Annotated in this window: 18 protein-coding genes; 6 read left to right on the plus strand and 12 right to left on the minus strand. The window is 66.7% G+C overall.

Translation table 11 applies throughout. The annotated features are described in order from the left end of the window. Window positions 1-225 precede the first annotated feature (225 nt). A complete protein-coding gene (locus ACFWZ4_RS03775) occupies window positions 226-1857 on the plus strand; it encodes a S8 family peptidase (RefSeq protein ID WP_439703382.1) in 1632 nt (543 codons plus the stop codon). A gap of 162 nt (window positions 1858-2019) precedes the next feature. Here ACFWZ4_RS03775 and ACFWZ4_RS03780 read toward each other — a convergent pair whose 3' ends face one another. After that, window positions 2020-2598 carry a redoxin domain-containing protein gene (locus ACFWZ4_RS03780; protein WP_439703383.1) on the minus strand — a complete coding sequence of 193 codons (579 nt, stop codon included), beginning with the start codon at window positions 2596-2598 and terminating at the stop codon, window positions 2020-2022. 193 nt (window positions 2599-2791) lie between these two features. Between ACFWZ4_RS03780 and ACFWZ4_RS03785 the strand changes: the two genes are divergently transcribed. Next, window positions 2792-3337 carry a peroxiredoxin gene (locus ACFWZ4_RS03785; protein WP_439703384.1) on the plus strand — a complete coding sequence of 182 codons (546 nt, stop codon included), beginning with the start codon at window positions 2792-2794 and terminating at the stop codon, window positions 3335-3337. 185 nt (window positions 3338-3522) lie between these two features. After that, the gene (locus ACFWZ4_RS03790) at window positions 3523-4260 is read left to right on the plus strand and encodes a tetratricopeptide repeat protein (protein WP_439703385.1); all 738 of its coding nucleotides are present in this window, start codon (window positions 3523-3525) and stop codon (window positions 4258-4260) included. 64 nt (window positions 4261-4324) lie between these two features. On the opposite strand, the gene ACFWZ4_RS03795 is transcribed toward ACFWZ4_RS03790, so the two are convergent. From ACFWZ4_RS03795 to ACFWZ4_RS03810, 4 genes are all read right to left on the minus strand, one after another. After that, complete coding sequence (locus ACFWZ4_RS03795) at window positions 4325-5485, minus strand: ScyD/ScyE family protein (RefSeq protein WP_439703386.1); 1161 nt, start codon at window positions 5483-5485, stop codon at window positions 4325-4327. A 480-nt stretch (window positions 5486-5965) separates the two neighbouring features. After that, entirely contained in the window at window positions 5966-6355 is a 390-nt protein-coding gene (locus ACFWZ4_RS03800) for a DUF1801 domain-containing protein (protein WP_439703387.1), read from the minus strand. Between the two features lie 104 nt (window positions 6356-6459). Then, complete coding sequence (locus tag ACFWZ4_RS03805; RefSeq protein ID WP_439703388.1) at window positions 6460-6906, minus strand: VOC family protein; 447 nt, start codon at window positions 6904-6906, stop codon at window positions 6460-6462. Further along, window positions 6903-7385, minus strand: coding sequence for a helix-turn-helix transcriptional regulator (locus ACFWZ4_RS03810; RefSeq protein ID WP_439703389.1), 483 nt, complete (start codon window positions 7383-7385; stop codon window positions 6903-6905). The genes ACFWZ4_RS03805 and ACFWZ4_RS03810 overlap by 4 nt, the downstream gene beginning before the upstream one ends. 182 nt (window positions 7386-7567) lie before the next feature. Here ACFWZ4_RS03810 and ACFWZ4_RS03815 point away from each other — a divergent pair, with 182 nt between their 5' ends. Together ACFWZ4_RS03815 and ACFWZ4_RS03820 are read left to right on the plus strand one after the other, a co-directional pair. Beyond that, entirely contained in the window at window positions 7568-8011 is a 444-nt protein-coding gene (locus tag ACFWZ4_RS03815) for a BON domain-containing protein (RefSeq protein WP_439703390.1), read from the plus strand. A gap of 10 nt (window positions 8012-8021) precedes the next feature. Beyond that, the gene (locus ACFWZ4_RS03820; protein WP_439703391.1) at window positions 8022-8588 is read left to right on the plus strand and encodes a hypothetical protein; all 567 of its coding nucleotides are present in this window, start codon (window positions 8022-8024) and stop codon (window positions 8586-8588) included. Between the two features lie 162 nt (window positions 8589-8750). Here ACFWZ4_RS03820 and ACFWZ4_RS03825 read toward each other — a convergent pair whose 3' ends face one another. From ACFWZ4_RS03825 to ACFWZ4_RS03845, 5 genes are all read right to left on the minus strand, one after another. Further along, window positions 8751-9656, minus strand: a complete 906-nt coding sequence (locus tag ACFWZ4_RS03825) for an ATP-grasp fold amidoligase family protein (RefSeq protein ID WP_439703392.1) — start codon at window positions 9654-9656, stop codon at window positions 8751-8753. Window positions 9657-9863: 207 nt separating this feature from the next. Beyond that, window positions 9864-10958 (minus strand): CapA family protein, encoded by a 1095-nt coding sequence (locus tag ACFWZ4_RS03830; RefSeq protein ID WP_439703393.1) that lies wholly within the window; start codon window positions 10956-10958, stop codon window positions 9864-9866. 223 nt (window positions 10959-11181) lie between these two features. Continuing rightward, window positions 11182-13152, minus strand: coding sequence for a M61 family metallopeptidase (locus ACFWZ4_RS03835; RefSeq protein ID WP_439703394.1), 1971 nt, complete (start codon window positions 13150-13152; stop codon window positions 11182-11184). Window positions 13153-13354: 202 nt separating this feature from the next. Further along, window positions 13355-14878 carry an XVIPCD domain-containing protein gene (locus tag ACFWZ4_RS03840; RefSeq protein WP_439703395.1) on the minus strand — a complete coding sequence of 508 codons (1524 nt, stop codon included), beginning with the start codon at window positions 14876-14878 and terminating at the stop codon, window positions 13355-13357. Between the two features lie 34 nt (window positions 14879-14912). Next, window positions 14913-15356, minus strand: a complete 444-nt coding sequence (locus tag ACFWZ4_RS03845) for a lysozyme inhibitor LprI family protein (protein ID WP_439703396.1) — start codon at window positions 15354-15356, stop codon at window positions 14913-14915. A 234-nt stretch (window positions 15357-15590) separates the two neighbouring features. Here ACFWZ4_RS03845 and ACFWZ4_RS03850 point away from each other — a divergent pair, with 234 nt between their 5' ends. Beyond that, a complete protein-coding gene (locus tag ACFWZ4_RS03850) occupies window positions 15591-16310 on the plus strand; it encodes a hypothetical protein (RefSeq protein ID WP_439703397.1) in 720 nt (239 codons plus the stop codon). Between the two features lie 388 nt (window positions 16311-16698). Here ACFWZ4_RS03850 and ACFWZ4_RS03855 read toward each other — a convergent pair whose 3' ends face one another. Both ACFWZ4_RS03855 and ACFWZ4_RS03860 read right to left on the minus strand, forming a co-directional pair. Then, entirely contained in the window at window positions 16699-16938 is a 240-nt protein-coding gene (locus ACFWZ4_RS03855) for a hypothetical protein (RefSeq protein ID WP_439703398.1), read from the minus strand. Window positions 16939-17061: 123 nt separating this feature from the next. Continuing rightward, entirely contained in the window at window positions 17062-17880 is an 819-nt protein-coding gene (locus tag ACFWZ4_RS03860; RefSeq protein ID WP_439703399.1) for a class I SAM-dependent methyltransferase, read from the minus strand. Window positions 17881-17937 lie beyond the last annotated feature (57 nt).

Consider the following 17937-nt stretch of genomic DNA (forward strand, 5'->3'; position numbering starts at 1 on the left):
TGGCCCGCTAATCGCCGCCCGGACTGCGCCTGCCACTTTCACGACAGCCCCACAACCGTCTGCCTAGTGTCTACGCCAGTTTTCCCGCGGGGAGGCCGCGGTCAGTGCTTTGGCTGGGGGCGGGGGCTCTCCGGCACCAGGTTTCCCGTGACAAGACGGCGCCATCCGGCGCTGTCGTCGCTTGACGCGCCGCATGTGTGGCGCCCACCACCGGAGGACCACCGCATGACACATCGTTACGCGATCAAGGCGCTGCTGGGCGCCTCCATCGCCCTTGCCCTGTCCCTCTCCGCCCACGCGGCCACGCCGCAGGGGCCGTCCGGCACACGATTCGACATCAGCAGCCTCGCGCCCGGCGGCCACTACGACCGTTTCATCGTGACGTATCGCGACGGCAGCACCGAGCGCAGCAACCATGCCGCGCTGTTGCAGAACGTGGGCGCGGCGATCAGCCGGGCGGGCCTGGACCGCGCCACCGCGGCCGGCGGCCGCGGCGCGGGGGTGCAGGCGGCTTACCAGCGCAAGCTCGCCACCGGCGCGGACCTGGTCCACACCTCGCGCAAGCTCGACACCAGCGAAGCGGCCACCCTGATCCGCCAGATCGCGGCCGATCCGGCGGTCGCCTTCGTGGCGCCGGACGTGATGCTGCACCGCGTGCGCGACATCCAGGCGCCGGCCAGCCTAGCGCCGAACACGTTCACTCCCAGCGACACCTACTACCCGTTCTACCAGTGGGACCTGAAGGCACCCGACGGCACCATCACCTACTTCGGCGACGCCAACCACGGCGGCACGCGCGTCAATGACGCCTGGGACCTGTCCGACGGCAAGGGCGTCATCATCGCCGTGCTGGATACCGGCATCACCCGCCACGTGGACGTCAACACCGGCCTGGCCGACCAGGGCTACGACTTCATCACCGACGCCTTCGTCTCCGGCCGCGCCACCGACGACCGCGTGCCGGGCGGCTGGGACCTGGGCGACTGGACCACCACCGAACCGTGGCTGTCGGCCTGCACCAACGAGAACAATCCGCCGGAAGCAAGCTCCTGGCACGGCACCCACGTGGCCAGCACGGCCGGCGCCGAAATCACCGACAACGCGCAGGGCATGGCCGGCATCGCGTTCCACGCAAGGGTGCTGCCGGTGCGCGTGCTCGGCCACTGCGGCGGCTACACCAGTGACATCGCCGACGCGATCGTCTGGGCGGCCGGCGGCAAGGTGGACGGCGTGCCGCGCAACCGCCATCCGGCGCAGGTGATCAACCTGAGCCTGGGTGGCGAAGGCCGCTGCAATCCCAGCGACGTGACCGCCAAGGCCGTGGCCAAGGCGAACTCGCTCGGCGCGGTGGTGGTGGTCTCGGCCGGCAACAGCGGCGACGACGCTGCCAAGTACACGCCCGCCGGCTGCCCCGGCGTGATCACCGTGGCAGCCACGGGCATCACCAGCCAGCGCGCCTTCTACTCCAACTGGGGCCATGCGGTGGAGATCGCCGCGCCCGGCGGCGGCGTCTACCAGGATGACGACCCGAACACCGGCGTGATCTCCTACGACGGCTTCATCTGGCAGGCGCTCAACAACGGCGACACCACGCCGGTGCCCGAGGGCACCACGTACGGCGGCTTCGCCGGCACCTCGCAGGCCGCCCCGCACGTCACCGGCACGGTCGCGCTGATGCAGAGCGCACGCAAGGAGCTGTGCCTGCCGCTGCTCAAGCCCAAGCAGGTGCTCAAGCTGCTGCAGAAGACCGCCTACACGCCGATGATCCGGCCGGAGGGCAAGTACTCCATCGGCGCGGGCATCGTGGACTCCGCGGCCGCGGTGGAAGCTGCAGTCGACTTCGATCCGCACAAGTAGCACGCCGCGACCTGCCCCCTCTTCCCACCGGGGAGAGGGTTCGGGCGAGTGGCCAAGGCTTGCGAAAAACCGCACCACCGCCCCTCAGCGATCTTCGGCGTTGGCCACAGGAAACAGAAAGGCGGGCACAAGCCCGCCTTTTTCTTTGCCCAATCCGGCGCCTCAGGAATGCGCAGCGGCCTGCGCGGGCTTCACTCCGGCCCTGGCGAGCATGCCGCGGGCCAGGAACAGCTCCACCCGCTCCAGCGGAATGCGGTCACCCGCGTCGCCGCCGTAGTACGCCTCGGCGATATTGCCTTCCTCGTCGATCAGGAAATCGGCAGGCATCAGGTTGGTGGTGTTCAGGCCGGCCAGGCCGACGATACGCAGGCCTTTGATCAGCGTCGGCACGCGGGTGAGGATGCCCTTGAGCTTGCGCCACAGCGAGCGCTCGATCCCGTAGGTTTCGTGCGCGTGCGAGCTCGGGTCCGCCACCACGCTGAACGGCCGCGGCTTGCGCGCGACGAAGCGCTGCACGGCTTCGGGCGAGGAAGTGAACACGGCCACGATGTCCAGCCCCAGCGACGAGAGCGCCGGATGGTGGTTGGTCAGCTCGTAGATGCGGAAATTGCAGAACGGGCACGCCGCGTCGCGGAAGAAGCACAGCAGCGTGCGCCGCCCCGAGCCGCCGATATCGACGCGACGGCCGTAGATGTCGACGAAGTGCAGCAGCGGCGCCCTGGAAGGTGCGTTCAGTCTCATCGAAATCCCCCTGTTCCCCTGTCGAAATCCTGCGCATGCCGCGGCATCGCGCGCAAGCCGATCCCGTTGGTGCCACGAATGCGGAAAATGGTTGGGCCGTCGTCGACGACGAGAACGCGTTTCCCCGAACGACATCCGCTGCCGCCTTTGTAGCGTATAAACGTTGCTTCCACGACGCCCCAGGAGCCCCGCCATGAAGTCCCCGCTCAAGCTCGCCGCGCTCGCCCTCGTCGGTACCGCCACATTGGCCTCGCCGGCTTTCGCCGCCCTCAAGGAAGGCACGCAGGCGCCAGACTTCACCGCGCCGGCCTATCTCGCCGGCAAGGCCTTCACCTTCAACCTGGCCGATGCGCTGAAGAAAGGTCCGGTGGTGGTGTACTTCTTCCCTGCCGCGCATACCTCCGGCTGCAACCTCGAAGCCCACCTGTTCTCCCAGGCCATCGACCAGTTCAAGGCGCTGCACGCCACGGTCATCGGCGTGACCGCCGGCAATACCGACCAGCTGTCCGACTTCTCGAAGGAAACCGAACATTGCAGCGGCAAGTTCCCGGTCGCCGCGGACGCCGACGCGAAGATCGCCAAGGAATACGACGCCCTGCTGACGATGCGGCCCGGCTGGTCGGACCGCACCTCTTACGTGATCGCGCCCTCGGGCAAGATCGCCCACGTCTATTCGAACCTCAAGCCGAACAAGCACGTGCAGGAAACGCTCGATGCGGTGAAGGCGTTGGAGAAATAAGCCACCGCCGTCCCGTTGCAGCCCGTGCCCGGCCGGCGTCCGGTCGGGCCCGATCGTTCACAGGGAGGAAGGCCATGCTGTGCTTGGCAAGGAACGGCACTTTTCACCCTCGCCAACTTGCAGGAACGCACCTTGGGCCCAGCCCCCTTGTGCGGACCACCGCGAGGCTCGCTGGATGGAGCCTCGTGCTGCTGCTCGCCGCTTGCACCGGCGCGCCCGACAAGCCGCCTGCTGCCGCCTCCATCGAGTCGACGGCCGGCGACACCCACGGCGACGCCGACGTGCAGCTCGTGGTGAAAGCAGCGCAGATGATCCGGGACGGACAGATCATGGCGGCGATCGACGGCCCGCTGGACACCGTGGTGGCGAAGTACGAGGCCGCCTATGCGCGCGCCGACGAGATCGTCTACAGCGCCCGCGGCCCGTCGGACGCCCTGCTCTACTCGGCGATGGTCGCCCCGCGGCAACCGAAAAAGGTGCTCGTCCTGGGACCCGCCTGGGCGATGGCGTACTGGGCGCGCGGCTTCGCCTACAACGAGATGGCGCGCTACGACGATGCGATCGCCGAATTGCAAAAAGCGCTTCGGCGCGCGCCGATGGACAGCCAGTACAACATCGAGATCGGCTTCGCCTACCAGGGCAAACACCAATGGGACGAATCGCTGGCTCACTACCAGGCCGCGCAAGCCTACGCCCCGATCACCGCGGCGGACGTCCCCGACACGACCTGCAAGGCCCTGCGCGGCCAGGGCTTCGCGCTGACCGAGATGCATCGCTTCGATGAGGCGGGCGCCGCCTACCGTGCGTGCCTGAAGTTGATCCCGGACGAGCCGCGCTCGCTGGCCGAACTGAAATACATCGAGCAGCAGGCCCGACGCACGGCCCCGGGAAAAGCGGGCGAGGCCGGATCTCCCCGACCATGAATCCTTGCGTCAGCCGACGGCTGGCGCGGCCCAACCGGACCGCGCCAGCTCGGTAACGCCAGGGTCAATGGCGCCAGCCATCGAAGTCGAAGCGCAGCACCTGTCCCATGCCCGCCGGCAGGCCGAAGCCCGCGTTCGACACATACAGCGCGCCGTCCGGCCCGAAAGTCATCGCCGAGGGCAACACCAGCCCGGTCACCACCGCGTGGCGGTCGCCGGATGGCTCGATGCGCACCACCTTCCCGGTGCCCGGCGTGGGTGCCAGGTTGTCCTTGCCGGTGGTGTCTTCCAGCACGTACATGCATCCGCGCCGGTCGAAGGCGATCCCGAGCACCGTGGTCAACCGGTCCGCCACCGGCCACAGTTGCCCGTTGCGGGTCAGCTTGAGCACCTTCGACGAACCGGCCGTGATCGGGAATGTGCCGAGATTGCCGATGAAGAATTGCCCATGATGCGCCAACGCCGTCGGCACGATGTGGCCCTGGCTGGCCGAGACATCGACCACGCGCCGCACCTTGCCGTCGAGACTCACCTTCACCAGTTCGCCGTGGTTGGGCTCGAGCGCGAACAGTTCGCCATGGAGCGCCACCATGCTGTACCAGGTGCCGTCGGGCTCGAAATCCTCTTCCTCCGGGTTCTGCACCGGATGGTTCTTCTGGTAGCGGCTGAGGTTGGCGATCCAGTGGATCGAGCCGTCCGTATCGACGCGCGCGATGCCGTTGTAGGTGCCCTTCAGGCCATGGGAGCAACCCGCCCCGGCGGTGATGGCATACAGGGTACGGCCGATGAAGGCGACGTCCGCTACGCCGCTGACCAGCGAACCGGTCTGGGCGGAGGTCTGGCTCGAGGGGAACTTGTTGGTGATCGTGATGCGGTGACCGTGGTGGTCGATCCGCGAGATGCGCCCGCCGGTGTAGCTGCCGCTGTACGGCCCCACTTCCGGCACCTGCGTGCAATCCATGGCGGTGGTCGTGTGGCTGCCGCCGCGGCCACCCTCGGCCACGTAGAGGTAGCCGTCGGGCCCGAACTTCAGGCCACGCGGGTTGTTGAGCCCCGTGGCGTAGACCGACATCTTCACCGGATAACCCGTGTGCGTCTGCACCAGGCTGGCGATGTCCCGCGTGCCGGGCATTGCGGCGGTATCCGCGGCGCGCGCCGGCGGCGCGGCACCCAGGCAGAGGCCAAGCGCCAGTGCGCCGACCAGGAGTCGCTTGCGAGGAGTCATGGGAGGACCCTCCAGGGAGAGTGCGGCAGGATCGGGCGGTGCCGCGTGCGCCTCGTGGGTCGCGGGCCACCCGGGCCGGCGTTGTACGAAGCGGGTGGCTGCGTCGCCCGGTCCGTACACGGTGGCGCAGCTTCGGGCGCGGCACACATGCCACCTGCCCTCGCCAGCAAGGTCGTTTGCTCGCTGCTCCCGCACCCGGGCGGCGATCCTACTCGCCGACGGTAAGCCGGGCGTGACATCCGCGTGGCGGAGAGTGAAGCCGTGCTCGACACGGCGGTATCGCACGGCGTCCCTGGATCGTCACCTCGCGCAAGAAGACACGCGCGGCCGGAGGCGTAATGATCGGGGCGGCCCGAAGCCCTCGGCAAGCGAGCGATAGTCCGCACCGGCGGGACATCGAAAGGCAGCGCTCTTTGGCTTTTCCCGCCCGGCCATGCTGCATGGCCCGATATCCAGGTCGCCCCGGGCCATGCGCCGACGTCAGCGCGTGTTGAGGACCACGGCCGCTTGCACCAGCGCCGCCAGGGCGGCCTCGTCGACGGTTTCGCCTTCGTGGATGTCGATGGCGCGCCGCGTATTGCCCTCGAGACTGGAATTGAACAGCCCCGCTGGATCGTCCAGCCTGGCGCCCTTGGCGAACGTCAGCTTGACGACGTTCTTGTAGGTTTCGCCCGTGCAGAGGATGCCGGCGTGCGACCACACCGGCACGCCGCGCCATTTCCATTCCTCGACGACCTCCGGATCGGCGTGTCTGATGAGCGCGCGGACGCGGGCGAGGGTTTCGCCTCGCCAATCGCCCAGTTCCTCGATCCGCGCGTCGATCCGTTCGGAAGGCGAGGGGCCTGCCGTAGCAGTGGCCTGTTCGCGCATGGTCGCCATCGTTCGTCCTCTTCAGGTGTGTTGCCCGGTCACGCCGGTGGGCTTCGGCTCCAGCCCACCGGCACAGGTGCGCAAAAGGTGCACCGACGTCTTCCTTACGGCGCGCGTTCCTGGACGCGAAGCAGGTTCCCGGCCGGATCGCGCACGGCGCAGTCGCGCACGCCGTAAGGCTGCCGGGTCGGCTCTTCGACGATCTCCGCGCCGCTGGCCTGGAGACGCTCGAAGGCGGCATCGAGGTCCGGCGTGGCCAGCAGCATGATGGCGTAGGTGCCCTTGGCCATCATCCCGGCGATGGTCTGCTTCTCTTCCTCGGTGACGCCCGGGCTCGCCGCCGGCGGGAACAGCACGATGGACGTGCCCGGCTGGTCGGCCGGACCGACCGTGATCCAGCGCATGCCGTTGTAGCCGACATCGTTGCGCACCTCGAAGCCAAGGGCATCGCGGTAGAAAGCCAGCGAAGCTTCCGGATCGGTGTGCGGGAGGAAACTGGCGTGGATGGTGATGTCCATGGCGGTGACGCTCGGTGTGGAAGGAGCGCTCATGCTAGGTCGGGCTCGCGATCGGGCGCTTCTCGATTCCTGATCGGTTTGGTCACCTGGCGCGCAACGCAGGAAGGCATGCCCGCGGTGGCGTCGGCCGCATCCCTCCGGTAGACGCTTGGCGACACGCCCACCAGCTCGGTGAAGCGCGTACTGAAGGTGCCCAGCGAGGCGCAGCCGACGGTGAAGCAGACCTCGGTGACGCTGAGATCGCCCCGGCGCAGCAGCGCCATGGCGCGCTCGATGCGCCGCGTCATCAGGTAGCTGTACGGCGACTCGCCGAACGCGGCCTTGAACTGCCGGCTGAGGTGCCCGGCCGACATGTGGACACCGCGCGCGAGCGCCTCGACGTTGAGCGGCTGCGCGTACTCGCGGTCGATGCGATCGCGCACGCGGCGCAGTCGCGCGAAGTCGCGCAGTTGCGTTGCTGAAGGGCTGGTGGTCACCGGATCGTCCATGCCGCGCGCGGGTGGGGAACTCATAGCAGACGACCGCGGCGAAGTGAACGCCCGCGTGCCCGCCCATGCGCGTAATCGTCGAGTCTGCTCACCTCGATGACACGGACCTTTTACCGCCGACTCCCTAGCGTGGGCTTTCCGGCCCGGCTCGCGGCCGGACCTGGAGTGCGGGACCGTCCCGCATGGCTCCCAATGAGGAGGAACGCATGAAAGTCGCATTGCCCAGACCCCTGGCCGTGGGCGTGTTCGCAGCGCTCGCGGCAAGCACCGGCGCTTTCGCGCAGCAGGCCACGCCCATGCAGTCATCACCTGCGGCCAGCCAGTCGGCCGGTGGCGTGACCGGCGAAGATGCCGACAACACACGTTTGAACCGACGTGACCGCAATGACGCCTCCACCACGCCCATGGACCAGTCCAACAGCTCCAATGCCGTCGACCTGGTCGCAAACGTCCGCAAGGCGATCGTCGACGACGACGGCCTTTCGGTGAAGGCGCGCAACGTCAAGGTCGTCGCCAACGGCGGCGTGGTGACACTGCGTGGGCCGGTGGCCAACGCACAGGAGAAGGCGCGCGTGGAGCGCGATGCCGCCAGCGTGCGCGGCGTGACCCGCGTCGACAACCAGCTCGATATCGCCACCGATTCCGATTGAGGAGACCGCCATGTACGCATCCGTCTATTGCACCGTCCGCGACCAGGACAAGGCCGAGGCCATCGTCGACGACCTGAAGGACGCCGGCTTTTCCAACAACGACATTTCCGTGCTGATGCAGAACCGCCGCGGCACGCGGGAGTTCGCCACCGAACACAACACCAAGGCGCCGGAAGGTGCGACCACCGGTGGCGTCGCGGGCATGGGCGTCGGTGCCGGACTGGGCTGGCTGGTCGGCATCGGTACGCTGGCGATCCCGGGCCTGGGGCCGTTCATCGCGGCAGGACCGATCATGGCCGCGCTCGGCGGCGCAGCGGTCGGCGGCGCGACCGGCGGCATCGTCGGCGCGCTGATCGGCATGGGCATTCCCGAGGTGGAAGCCAAGCATTACGACGAGCGCGTCCGCGAGGGGAACGCGCTGATAACCGTAAGCACCGAAGACATGGCCGAACGCGACCGCGCCCGTGCCATCTTCGAGCGCCACGGCGCGGCGGACATCGCCACCGGCACCGGCGCCGGGCTCGGCACCACCCGCGGAACCACGGGCAACAACCTCAACACCGGTCCGCGCTACTGAGGCAGCGCCGCTCGAGGCTCGGCGCGCCGAGCTTCGAGCCACGCACCGGCCTTCCCGCCGCGTGCGCCTGTCGACAGGCGCGCACCACACTGCGGCCGGCGCTGCGCCCGACGTTTCGAGCACAAAAAAAGAGGCGGCAAAGGCCGCCTCTTTTTGTGCGCGTTACCCGCCCCGTCCGGCCGTCTCCGGCCAGCGGAACTTGCCTCCAAGCATCGCGTCCCAATGCGGAGGCGAAAGCGCATAGATGCCGGCACCTGGCGTGAAGGTCAGTTCGCCGACGTAGACCTTGTTTTGGTAGTAATAGCAATCCACGCGCATGAAGCCGAACGGCTCGGCCAGTTTCCTGGCGATGCTGACCATTTCGTCCAGCCCGTCGACTATCGGCAAGGGCTTGCCGCTGGACTTGAGGCCACGGAAGCGGAAGGGCGCGGGGGAGTAATCGTCCAGGTAGAAGTCCTGCGTCATCTCGTCCTTGAAGCGATCGTGGACGTACTGTACGAAAAGAAACGGTTCCTGCCCGCCACCGGGGTTGAACACGAAGAACTTGTAGTCGTCGGGCGGCTCGCCCGAGGGACCAAGCAACGCCTCCTCGAAAATGATCTTCCTGGGGATCTTCTGGTAGTGCTTTTCGCGCTGCCGTATCGAGAAGTCCGATTTGAGCCATCCGTTGGCGAGGTCGGCCAACATGTCCAGGTCCTCGTTCCCCTTGTCCAGGACGATTCGCGTCTGTCCTGCGCTGTGGTTCGCCTTCATGACGAAGGTGTCGGGCAACGTGTCGAAGGTCTCGCGGGCGACTTCGTCGCAGGAAAAGAAGGCCGGTACCAGGTACTGCTCGCCCACCGCATCGGCGATGTAGCTGCGCACCGCCACCTTGTCGGCAAGCCGCGTGAAGTCAGGCAGCGGGTGCCACATCCGGTGGAAGATCTTTTCCGAATACCGTTTGGGCTGCGCGAGGTTTCCGACCCGGCCGTAGATCTGGAAATACCTGTAAGGGTAGTAGACCGGGTCGGGCATTCTCTTGACGATGGCTCTTCTTATTTTTTTTACGCGAGCAACGAAACTGGCCATTCATGGTTCCTGTATGTATCGGCGCTCGTCCGCTGGGGAGGCGAACCGGTGGCCGGGGATACCACTGCACTGCCGTCCAGAGAGTCGACGGCCCAATTGTGTGAAGCGTGTTTCACCTCTCGTGAAGGCACTGGCAAGCCGCGCATCGATCAGGTTTTTCCTACATCGGTACTGTGCACTGGCACGCAAAAACGCACGACCTTCCCATCACCACACCAACGCCCAAGTGCCATCAGGGTTCTCCTGGATGTCACAACCCATGCGCCCGTATTCGCGGCGCATCGCATCGAGCAGCCAGCGTCGGTCCTGCGGCGTCGCCTGCTGGATGCGGAAGGCCCGCACATGGGTCGGCACAAGCGCCAGTTCACACAGACGCCCGTGTGCGGTCTCCAATTGAGGGAAATACATCAGGCCAAGTTCCCCGCGGAAAGCCTCGTGGCCGCCGATGCCTTCGTAGTCGTTCAGGAAGTCGCCGCAGCCGTACAGCACGAGATGCCCGTGGTGCACCTCGACCGCCTTGGGGTGGTGCGAGGAATGGCCATGGAGCAGATGCACGCCCGCTTCGTCGACGAGCGCGTGGGCGAACGCACGCTGCGCCGCGGCGATCTCGTAACCCCAGTTGCCGCCCCAATGGAGGGAGAACACCACCAGATCGCCCTCCCGTCGGTGCCGGGCCAACTCGGTCGAGATGTGCGCGACCGTTTGCGCCGAAAGGTCCGGCAGGCGCCAGACGCCCCCGCGGGTCGCTTCGGCCGCCCAGTCCGCCGGTACCCCAGCATCATCGGTGGCCGCGGCGAATACCAGCAGGCGCCGACCGTGGGGCAGCGGCAGCACTGCGGGCGCCTGCGCCGCTGCCAACCGCTCGCCCGCCCCGGCGACAGCGATCTTCGCCGCCCGCAGCACCGCCAGGGTTTGCGCCAGCCCCTGGTAACCCCAGTCCAGCACGTGGTTGTTCGCCAGCTCGCAGCAGTCGATGCCGGCGGCCGCGAGCACATCGACATTGGCCGGATTCATGCGGTAGTTGATGCCCTTCGGCCAGGCGCGCTCGTACCGCGTGATGCTGGTTTCCAGGTTGATGATGCGCAGCGCCGGCCGGCGCGCCCGCCACTGCGCCAGCGCCTCGCCCCAGACGTAGTCGGCGGCGACCTTCCGCGGGATCGGCCCGCTGGCACGCTCGGCCAGCGCGAGGTACCCGCGCGCATCATGTACGTAACCTTCGTGCAGCGCGGGATCGGAAGGGTGGGCCAGGATCTGGTCGATACCCCGCCCGAGCATCACGTCGCCGCAAAGGAACAAGGTCACTGGCGCTCGACTTTCGTGATCCGGCGGGCCCGTCGCCTTCTCCGCGGGTACGCGACGCACGACCATGCCTCCGACCGCACCCAACGCGATGCGGCCCCATCGCTTGAGGAAGGCCCGCCGCCCTTTCATGGCGGCAGGGTAGATCGCGGTCGGTTATGCCATGTTGAAGGCGGGCCGGGCCGTCCCGCCTTCAGAGTCGGCCAGGCAACCGCTTGCGAGGCTGCTATTTCGTGCGCGGCCTGATGATCTGGCTCAGGTAATCCGGCGTGCCCTCGACGCGCACCAGATGCGGATACTGCAGGCCGCCGTGGTAATCCACCGGCACGGTGCGGTAGCCGCCCTGGAACTTCAGCATGAGCTGGATCGGCGTGTTGCCGTCCTTCGCCGCGGTGATCGCGCTCTTCAGCGCGTCGGTCGAATAGTCCTTGCCGTTCACGGCGACGACGGTGGCACCAGTGCTGACGCCTGCCTTGAAGGCCGGACCGTCCCAGCGCACGTCGTTGACCTGCCCATGATCGTCCAGCGTCAGGCCGATCGACCAGGCGAAGTTGTACAGATGCCGGGGCGACTGCGGCCGGCTGTTGTACTGCTTTTCGTAGTCGCTCGGCTGGTCGGTGTAGACCAGCTTCCAGCCGGTGCCTTCCAGGCCATCGAGCAGCGGCGGATCGAGCGTATCGACGCGCGCGCGCAGGAAGCCCGCCCAGTCGTACGGCGCCACGCCATTCAAGGCCGCCGCCACGTCGTTGAAGGTATAGGTCTTCGTCACGAAGCTGCCGTTGTCCACGCCGAAGAACGCGCGCGCGAAGTCGTCCAGCGATCTCTTGTCGTGCGTCAGCGCGCGAAGCTTGGCGTCGACTTCCAGCCACATCATCTGCCCGGCGCTGTAGTACTCCTCGCTCATCTGCCAACTGCGATATGGCAGGCCGGTGCGATGGGCCGCCGTCGGGTCGTTGGTGGTGTCCTCCAGCGTGCGCCAGTGGAAGCCCACGCGGTTGCGGTCATAGTTGGCGGCCGTCATGGCCAGTGCGTCACGGAACTGTTCGGGCGTCCACAGACCGGCGCGCGCGGTGAGCACATAACCCCAGTACTGCGTCTGCCCCTCGTACACCCACAGCAGCGAGTCGCCCATCGGCACGTTGAAGTTGGGCGTCCACAGGTCGGCCGGCCGGCGGAATTTGCCGTTCCAGGAATGGGTGTACTCGTGTGCGAGCAGGTCGCGCCCGGGCGCGGCCTCCCTCCACGCGGTGAAGTAGTCCGACTCCAGGCCGTTCTCGCTGGACTGGTGATGTTCAAGCCCGTTGCCGCCCAACTGGTCCGACAGCGAGAACAGGAAGTCGTAGTGGTCGTAGTGGTGGGAGCCGAACAGCGTCGCCGCCTCAGCCACCAGCGCGCGGTGCGCCTGCAGCTGTTCGGGGGTTATCTCCAGATATTTCTGAGCATCCGCGACGACATCCAGGTGCACCGGCGCGCCACCCTTCGGCGTAAGGTCGACGCGCTTGAAGTACTGGCCCGCATAGATCGGCGAATCGACCAGCGTGTTGAACGGCACCGGCTTGAAGGTCGTGGTGTCGCCCGAGGAGGACAGCTTCGCCTGGCCGGCCGGTTCCAGGGCGCTGCCGAACTGCCAGCCGTGCGGCAACGTCACGCTGGGCGCAAAGGTGATGCCGCGCGAGAAATGGCCGGCCGGGTACAGCGCCATCTTGTTCCATTCCAGGTCCAGCATGCGGTCGGTCATTTCGTAGCCGCCATCGCGGCTGGACAGGTACTGGAAATCCGCATCGATCGTGGACACGCCAGCCGGCACGTCGACATGGAACGCGTACTCGTCGTATTCGTCCCGCGTCCACTTGATCGCCTTGCCACCGGCGCTGAGCTTCAGGCCGGCAAGCATCGCGACCGGACCGCTCGGCGAATGGTCGCCGGGGATCCATTGCGGATACAGCAGCGTCAGCGCACCGGCCTGCACCGGCAGGGTCTCGTGGACGCGGAAGATGCCCTGTCGGGTGTCGCCCGCATCGACGTGGATCTCGACCGTGCCCGGATAAGGCGTGTCCTGGGGCGGTGGCACGTGGGCGCTCGAGGTTTGCTGGGCACTGGCCACGCCGGCTGCAAGGGCCATCGATACGGCCAGCGCGAGACGCCATGGCCTGTGGTGCGCGGCGACCGGTGAACCAGCGAGAGCGACACGGGACATGGAAGACCTCCGGCAGGCGTATGGACAGCCTCGGAACTTAGCAGCAATCGGCGCCGCAGGTTCTTGCCGGCCGGCTGCGACGGCTTGCGCATCGACCGTTCGCCTTGCGATGTATCGCTTAGCGACTACCAAGGATAGGAATGGCCGGATGAAACCTTATCCGCCCCTCCCTTTCGCCTCCGCCATCCAAAGCAACAGTTTGCTAGCGATGGGCGTCCTGCAGCGCGGGCGGGGAGAGCGTCTGTTGAGGTAGCGCCGCCAGCGATTCCTCCGCGCGCGGCCGGGGCGCTGCAAGGAAGGCTGCGCTGCTTTGCGCAAGCGGCGTGGCAACCGCCTGCAGGATGTCCACACCCGCAAATCGCCTGAACGGCGAATCGAGCGCCCCCTGCACGGCAAAAGCGCGCGTGGCGTTCTCGCCCAGCACCACGTGGTCGATGCGGACGAGCCCGTGCGCCTGCGCCGCCACGGCCAGTGAACCGGCCACGTTGTTCGACAGCTCGTCTGGCGTGCGCCCACACTTCGCATCGATCAGATGGACCTTTTCCAGCGCCTGGCAGAACAGCGGATGCCCTGGATGGCTGCGATCGGCCAGGCTCGCGGCTTGTTGCCGGATGGCCTCTCCCAGGATGCCGAGCGTCGTCGGGCCCGCGCGACCGTCAGCCTTCAGGCCATGCGCTTGCTGGAACGCGACGACAGCTTGCCGGGTGCTCGGGCCGAAATCGCCATCCGGTTTCAACCCGTGGCCGCGGGCATCGGTGATGCCCAACCCGGCAAGCTCGGTCTGCAGAGAGATGACTTCCTCCCCGTGGGAGCCTTGGCGGAGGACGTGCACAGGACGACCTTGGCCGATGGCTCTCAATCCGACCTGCAAATCCTGATCACTGGAAAAGTCTGCGGGATTGAAGTCCGCGCTTCCCACTTTGGTTTGCGCGCGAGCAAGCGCGGCGGCTTTCGCCGGATCATCGTAAGCCTTGAGGTAACGGCCCGCAGATGCGACAGCCGCGGCGCCCGCGTATCCGCGATGGTGGCTCGCTATCTCTTGAGCTCTGGCCACAAGATCTTCGTAACCGCCACCGCCCGAGAGAAGCTTGCGGAACTCGGCCATTTCCGATGGCCTTTGATTGGCAGTCTTTGTGAGGAGCGCCAGTGTTTCGAACCGACGGTTCTCGGGAATGTTCTTACCGACGGCGTCCAGAAGATCCAGCGCCTGCTGGGCCGCATTGCGAACCTGTGGGTAGTCGACATTCTTGTGGATCCATTGACTCCCTACTTCGGATCCCGCCCATGCGTTAAAGCTGTCGCGGGTTCCGGAGTCCATGAATTGCAGCGCACTGTGGTGCCCTTTCCCATTGCCATGGGTCAAGAGCTGCTCACGAAGTTGCGCCCTGTCCGAAGTGAATTCCAAGCGATGCGCCTCGGCGTACTTTGCTGCCTGCGCGATGAGGGCATCCACATAAGTGGATTGACCAGGCTTAAGCGGTCCATCTTCCGTTGCACCCAGCGGCCACGTCCCACGTTGACCAAGGTCGATCTGGATTGCCCCTAGCGAGTAACCGCTGTTCGCGATCACCTTTTCCGCCATTCCCCAATACTCGTCGCCTCTCTGCTGCGTAATGCCAGCGATGGACAGCCGGTAGGGATGAGGGCCGCCTTCGGTAGCACGCCCGACGACAAAATACATGGCGCCGGCGATTGCATCGATGTCGTGCGTGTCAGGTCCTTGCATGCCGTTACTCCTTCAACGCAATCAAGAACGATGGTCAAAGACCACTGGCGACCGCCAGGTACTCGTCCAGCTGATCGGCACGGCGCGTGACGGCAAAAAGTTCGTTTTGGGCCAATTGGAGGTTGTCGATGATCTCGTGACCGTAAAGCGATTCCTCGAATGGCCCCGTGGCGTCTTGCAACTTGATCCAGGCGCGCTCTGCTTCGACGAGACGCTTCTTCTGACCTCCATTCAGCTTTCGCAGCAAAGCCTGATAGGAGGTATTGAGTCGTTTTTCCTGCCGTGTACGCTCTTGCGACGTGCAGTAGGCCTCTTCAATCTCGTTGAAGTTCGCGTGATCGACGCATGCATAGAAAGCCTCAGCAACCCCCTTCGGGGCATTGTTCCGGAGCGGATCACTCGGCCGCTCAACCGCTCCTGCAGCCGAGACGCAAGCGAAAAGAGCAAATGCGATGACGGTCATCCTGATGCGTTCCATGGCAACTCCTGGCTTGGTTACGAAAGCGAAGCTTGCCGCGGCATCTAGCGCCTGTCTGTCGGCCGATGACTACGCCCTGTGACCGGAAGATCAACAGGCTGTGCGGCGCGACCCATTTCCGCCCTCCCAGGCATCGGATACCGGCGCATGCCCCGCCGACGCGTGGCTTCCGGCACTGCGGCGACCGCACGCCACCCGCTACCTTGACGCACCCCGAAACTACGGAAGCGTGCAATGCGTTGGTGGCTGATTCTTGGTGCCTTGGTGACTCTGCCGATGACGTCGGTGGCACAAACCTCGCCGGCGAAGGTGGTCGTGCTGGACACGCTGCACCAGATGCATGCCGAGGTGCCGGCCTACGACAACAAGGCGCTCGGCCGCGCCATCGAACACCTCAAGCCGGACGTGTTGTGTGTCGAGCTGCAGCCGGACGACCTCACCGCCCGGCCGCCGGAGAAGACCAAGCAGGAATATCCCTCCGTCATCTATCCGCTCATCGATCGCCACCATTTGCGCGTCTACGCGATGGAGCCGGCCGAGCCGCTGTACGACACGCTGCTCGCGCCCTATCGCGCCAACACCATGGCTTTCAACGAGCGCGAGCCGGCGCAGGCCAAGGCGTTCGGCCAATACGTCGATGGCTTGTACACGGTGCTGAAGGCGCGCTGGACGTCGCCCGCCGCCGTCAATGATCGCGTCACCGACGAGGCGCTGCGCGCCAAGCACGCGCTGCAGGAAGCGCTGATGGGGCCGGCCGAGCACACCGGATGGGAAGCCTGGAACGGGCATTTCCTGGAGATCGTCCAGCGTGCGGCACGGGAGAATCCGGGGCGGCGCATCGTCGTCCTCGTCGGCGCCGAACACGGTTACTGGCTGCGCGGGCATTTGCGCGGCACGCCCGGCGTGACGCTGCTCGACACGCCCCGGGCGCTCGAAGGTCTCGGTCCGAATTGATCGAGGTCAACATCCGCCGCTCCGCGCCGGCCCATAACACGCAGGTGGAAGAGGGATGGTGCCGGCAGCGCGGCGCGGATGCGCGCGAGACCCTGCCGAACCATGCCGATGGCAAGCGAGACCCCCGCCCCATCCCCCAGCCGGAGCGCTGCCCCTCTTCCACCTCCTCGCCCCCCTTGACGTGACGCGCCCGGTCGACCGGTCACGTCACGGCAGGCATTCCCGTACCGAAGCGACCACTCCCTGAACCACCCGGTTCACCGCGATGGCCGTCGCCAGCTCGTCATGGGATGCGGCCAATGTTCGTCATGCAGAACCGCCTGCGCGGACCGCAGGATGCGGCCTGCCCATTGTTCCAGACGCCGGCTGTCGCCTCGCCGCGTTACTGCTAGCCGCAGTGGCCGCAACAGGTGCTTCCACCGCTGATGTGCACCTCTTTCTCCAGCGGCCTGGCCACGCAACCGATGCCAAGCAGCGCGTCGAGGACCTGGGCGCTGCTCGCGCTGGCCAGCACTTCCAGGCGACCGCGTCCGGCATCCAGCACGACCGTGGCGTGGGGATCCAACGCCTGAACGGCAGTGGTGAGTAGGCCCGCATCGTGGTGGGCGGTGGACAGTTCGAATTGCATCGTGGGGCTCCAATGGGGGATCCCGGCAACTGCCGGCCCGCGCATGGTCCGGTTGCGCGCGCTTTCCCGCCTTGATCCCGGTCAACCGCCTTTGCCAGCCGGCTCGAACGTGATGCCGATCCATCAACGCTCGATACGCACCACCAGCGCCTGGATCCGGCCGGTGACCGGGCCGGCGCCGAACCGCGCGCCGATGGCCGCCGCGGCCGCTTCGGTCGCCGCTTCCAGTCGCGACGCATCGCGGGCCACGATCTCGTTGCGCAACGGCGTGCCCTGGCAGTACGCCACGGCAGCGATGGCGGGGGTGTCGGCCGTGCTGTCGGCGGCGACGGTTTCGATCACGGGATTCCCGGCAAACCCGGCCTCGGCCAGGTCACGCGCAATTTGCGACCCGGAGAAATACCCGTGCGGCAGGCGCTCCAGGAAGCGCGGCGGATCGTCGGGAAAGAGCCCGGCAACGGCGTCCTGGACGACCTGCGCGAAATCGTTGGTTTCGATGCGGTCCCACACGTTGAACAACAGCGTGCCGCCAGGTTGCAGCACCCGGCGCGCCTCGGCAAACGCGCGCGCCCGATCCGGAAAGAACATCGCCCCGAACTGGCACACCACGGCATCGAAGGACGCATCGCCGAACGGCACCGCCATCGCATCGGCCTGGCGCCAGAGCACGGGCCTGGACATGCCCTGCTTCTGCGCCACGGCCAGCATGGTCTCGTTGAGATCCGTGGCGACCAGTTGCACGCCCGGCGGCAGGCGCGAGTCCAGTTCGCGCGTCACGACGCCCGTGCCCGCCGCCAGTTCCAGCACGCTGGCCACCGGCAGCCGCGCAAGCCGGGTCGCGAGATCCACGGCATACGGCGCAAAGATCAGCGGCACCAGGAGCTCCTGGTAAAGCGCGGCGATATCCTGACCGAACCGCCTGTCGTTGCCGGGCATCTGCATGGCGTGCGCTCCTCCAGCCACCGGATGCGCGAAGCCTACGCCGTTCCAGGGCCATGC

Source organism: Frateuria sp. GZRe12, from assembly GCF_051900535.1.
Classification (GTDB): domain Bacteria; phylum Pseudomonadota; class Gammaproteobacteria; order Xanthomonadales; family Rhodanobacteraceae; genus Frateuria_A.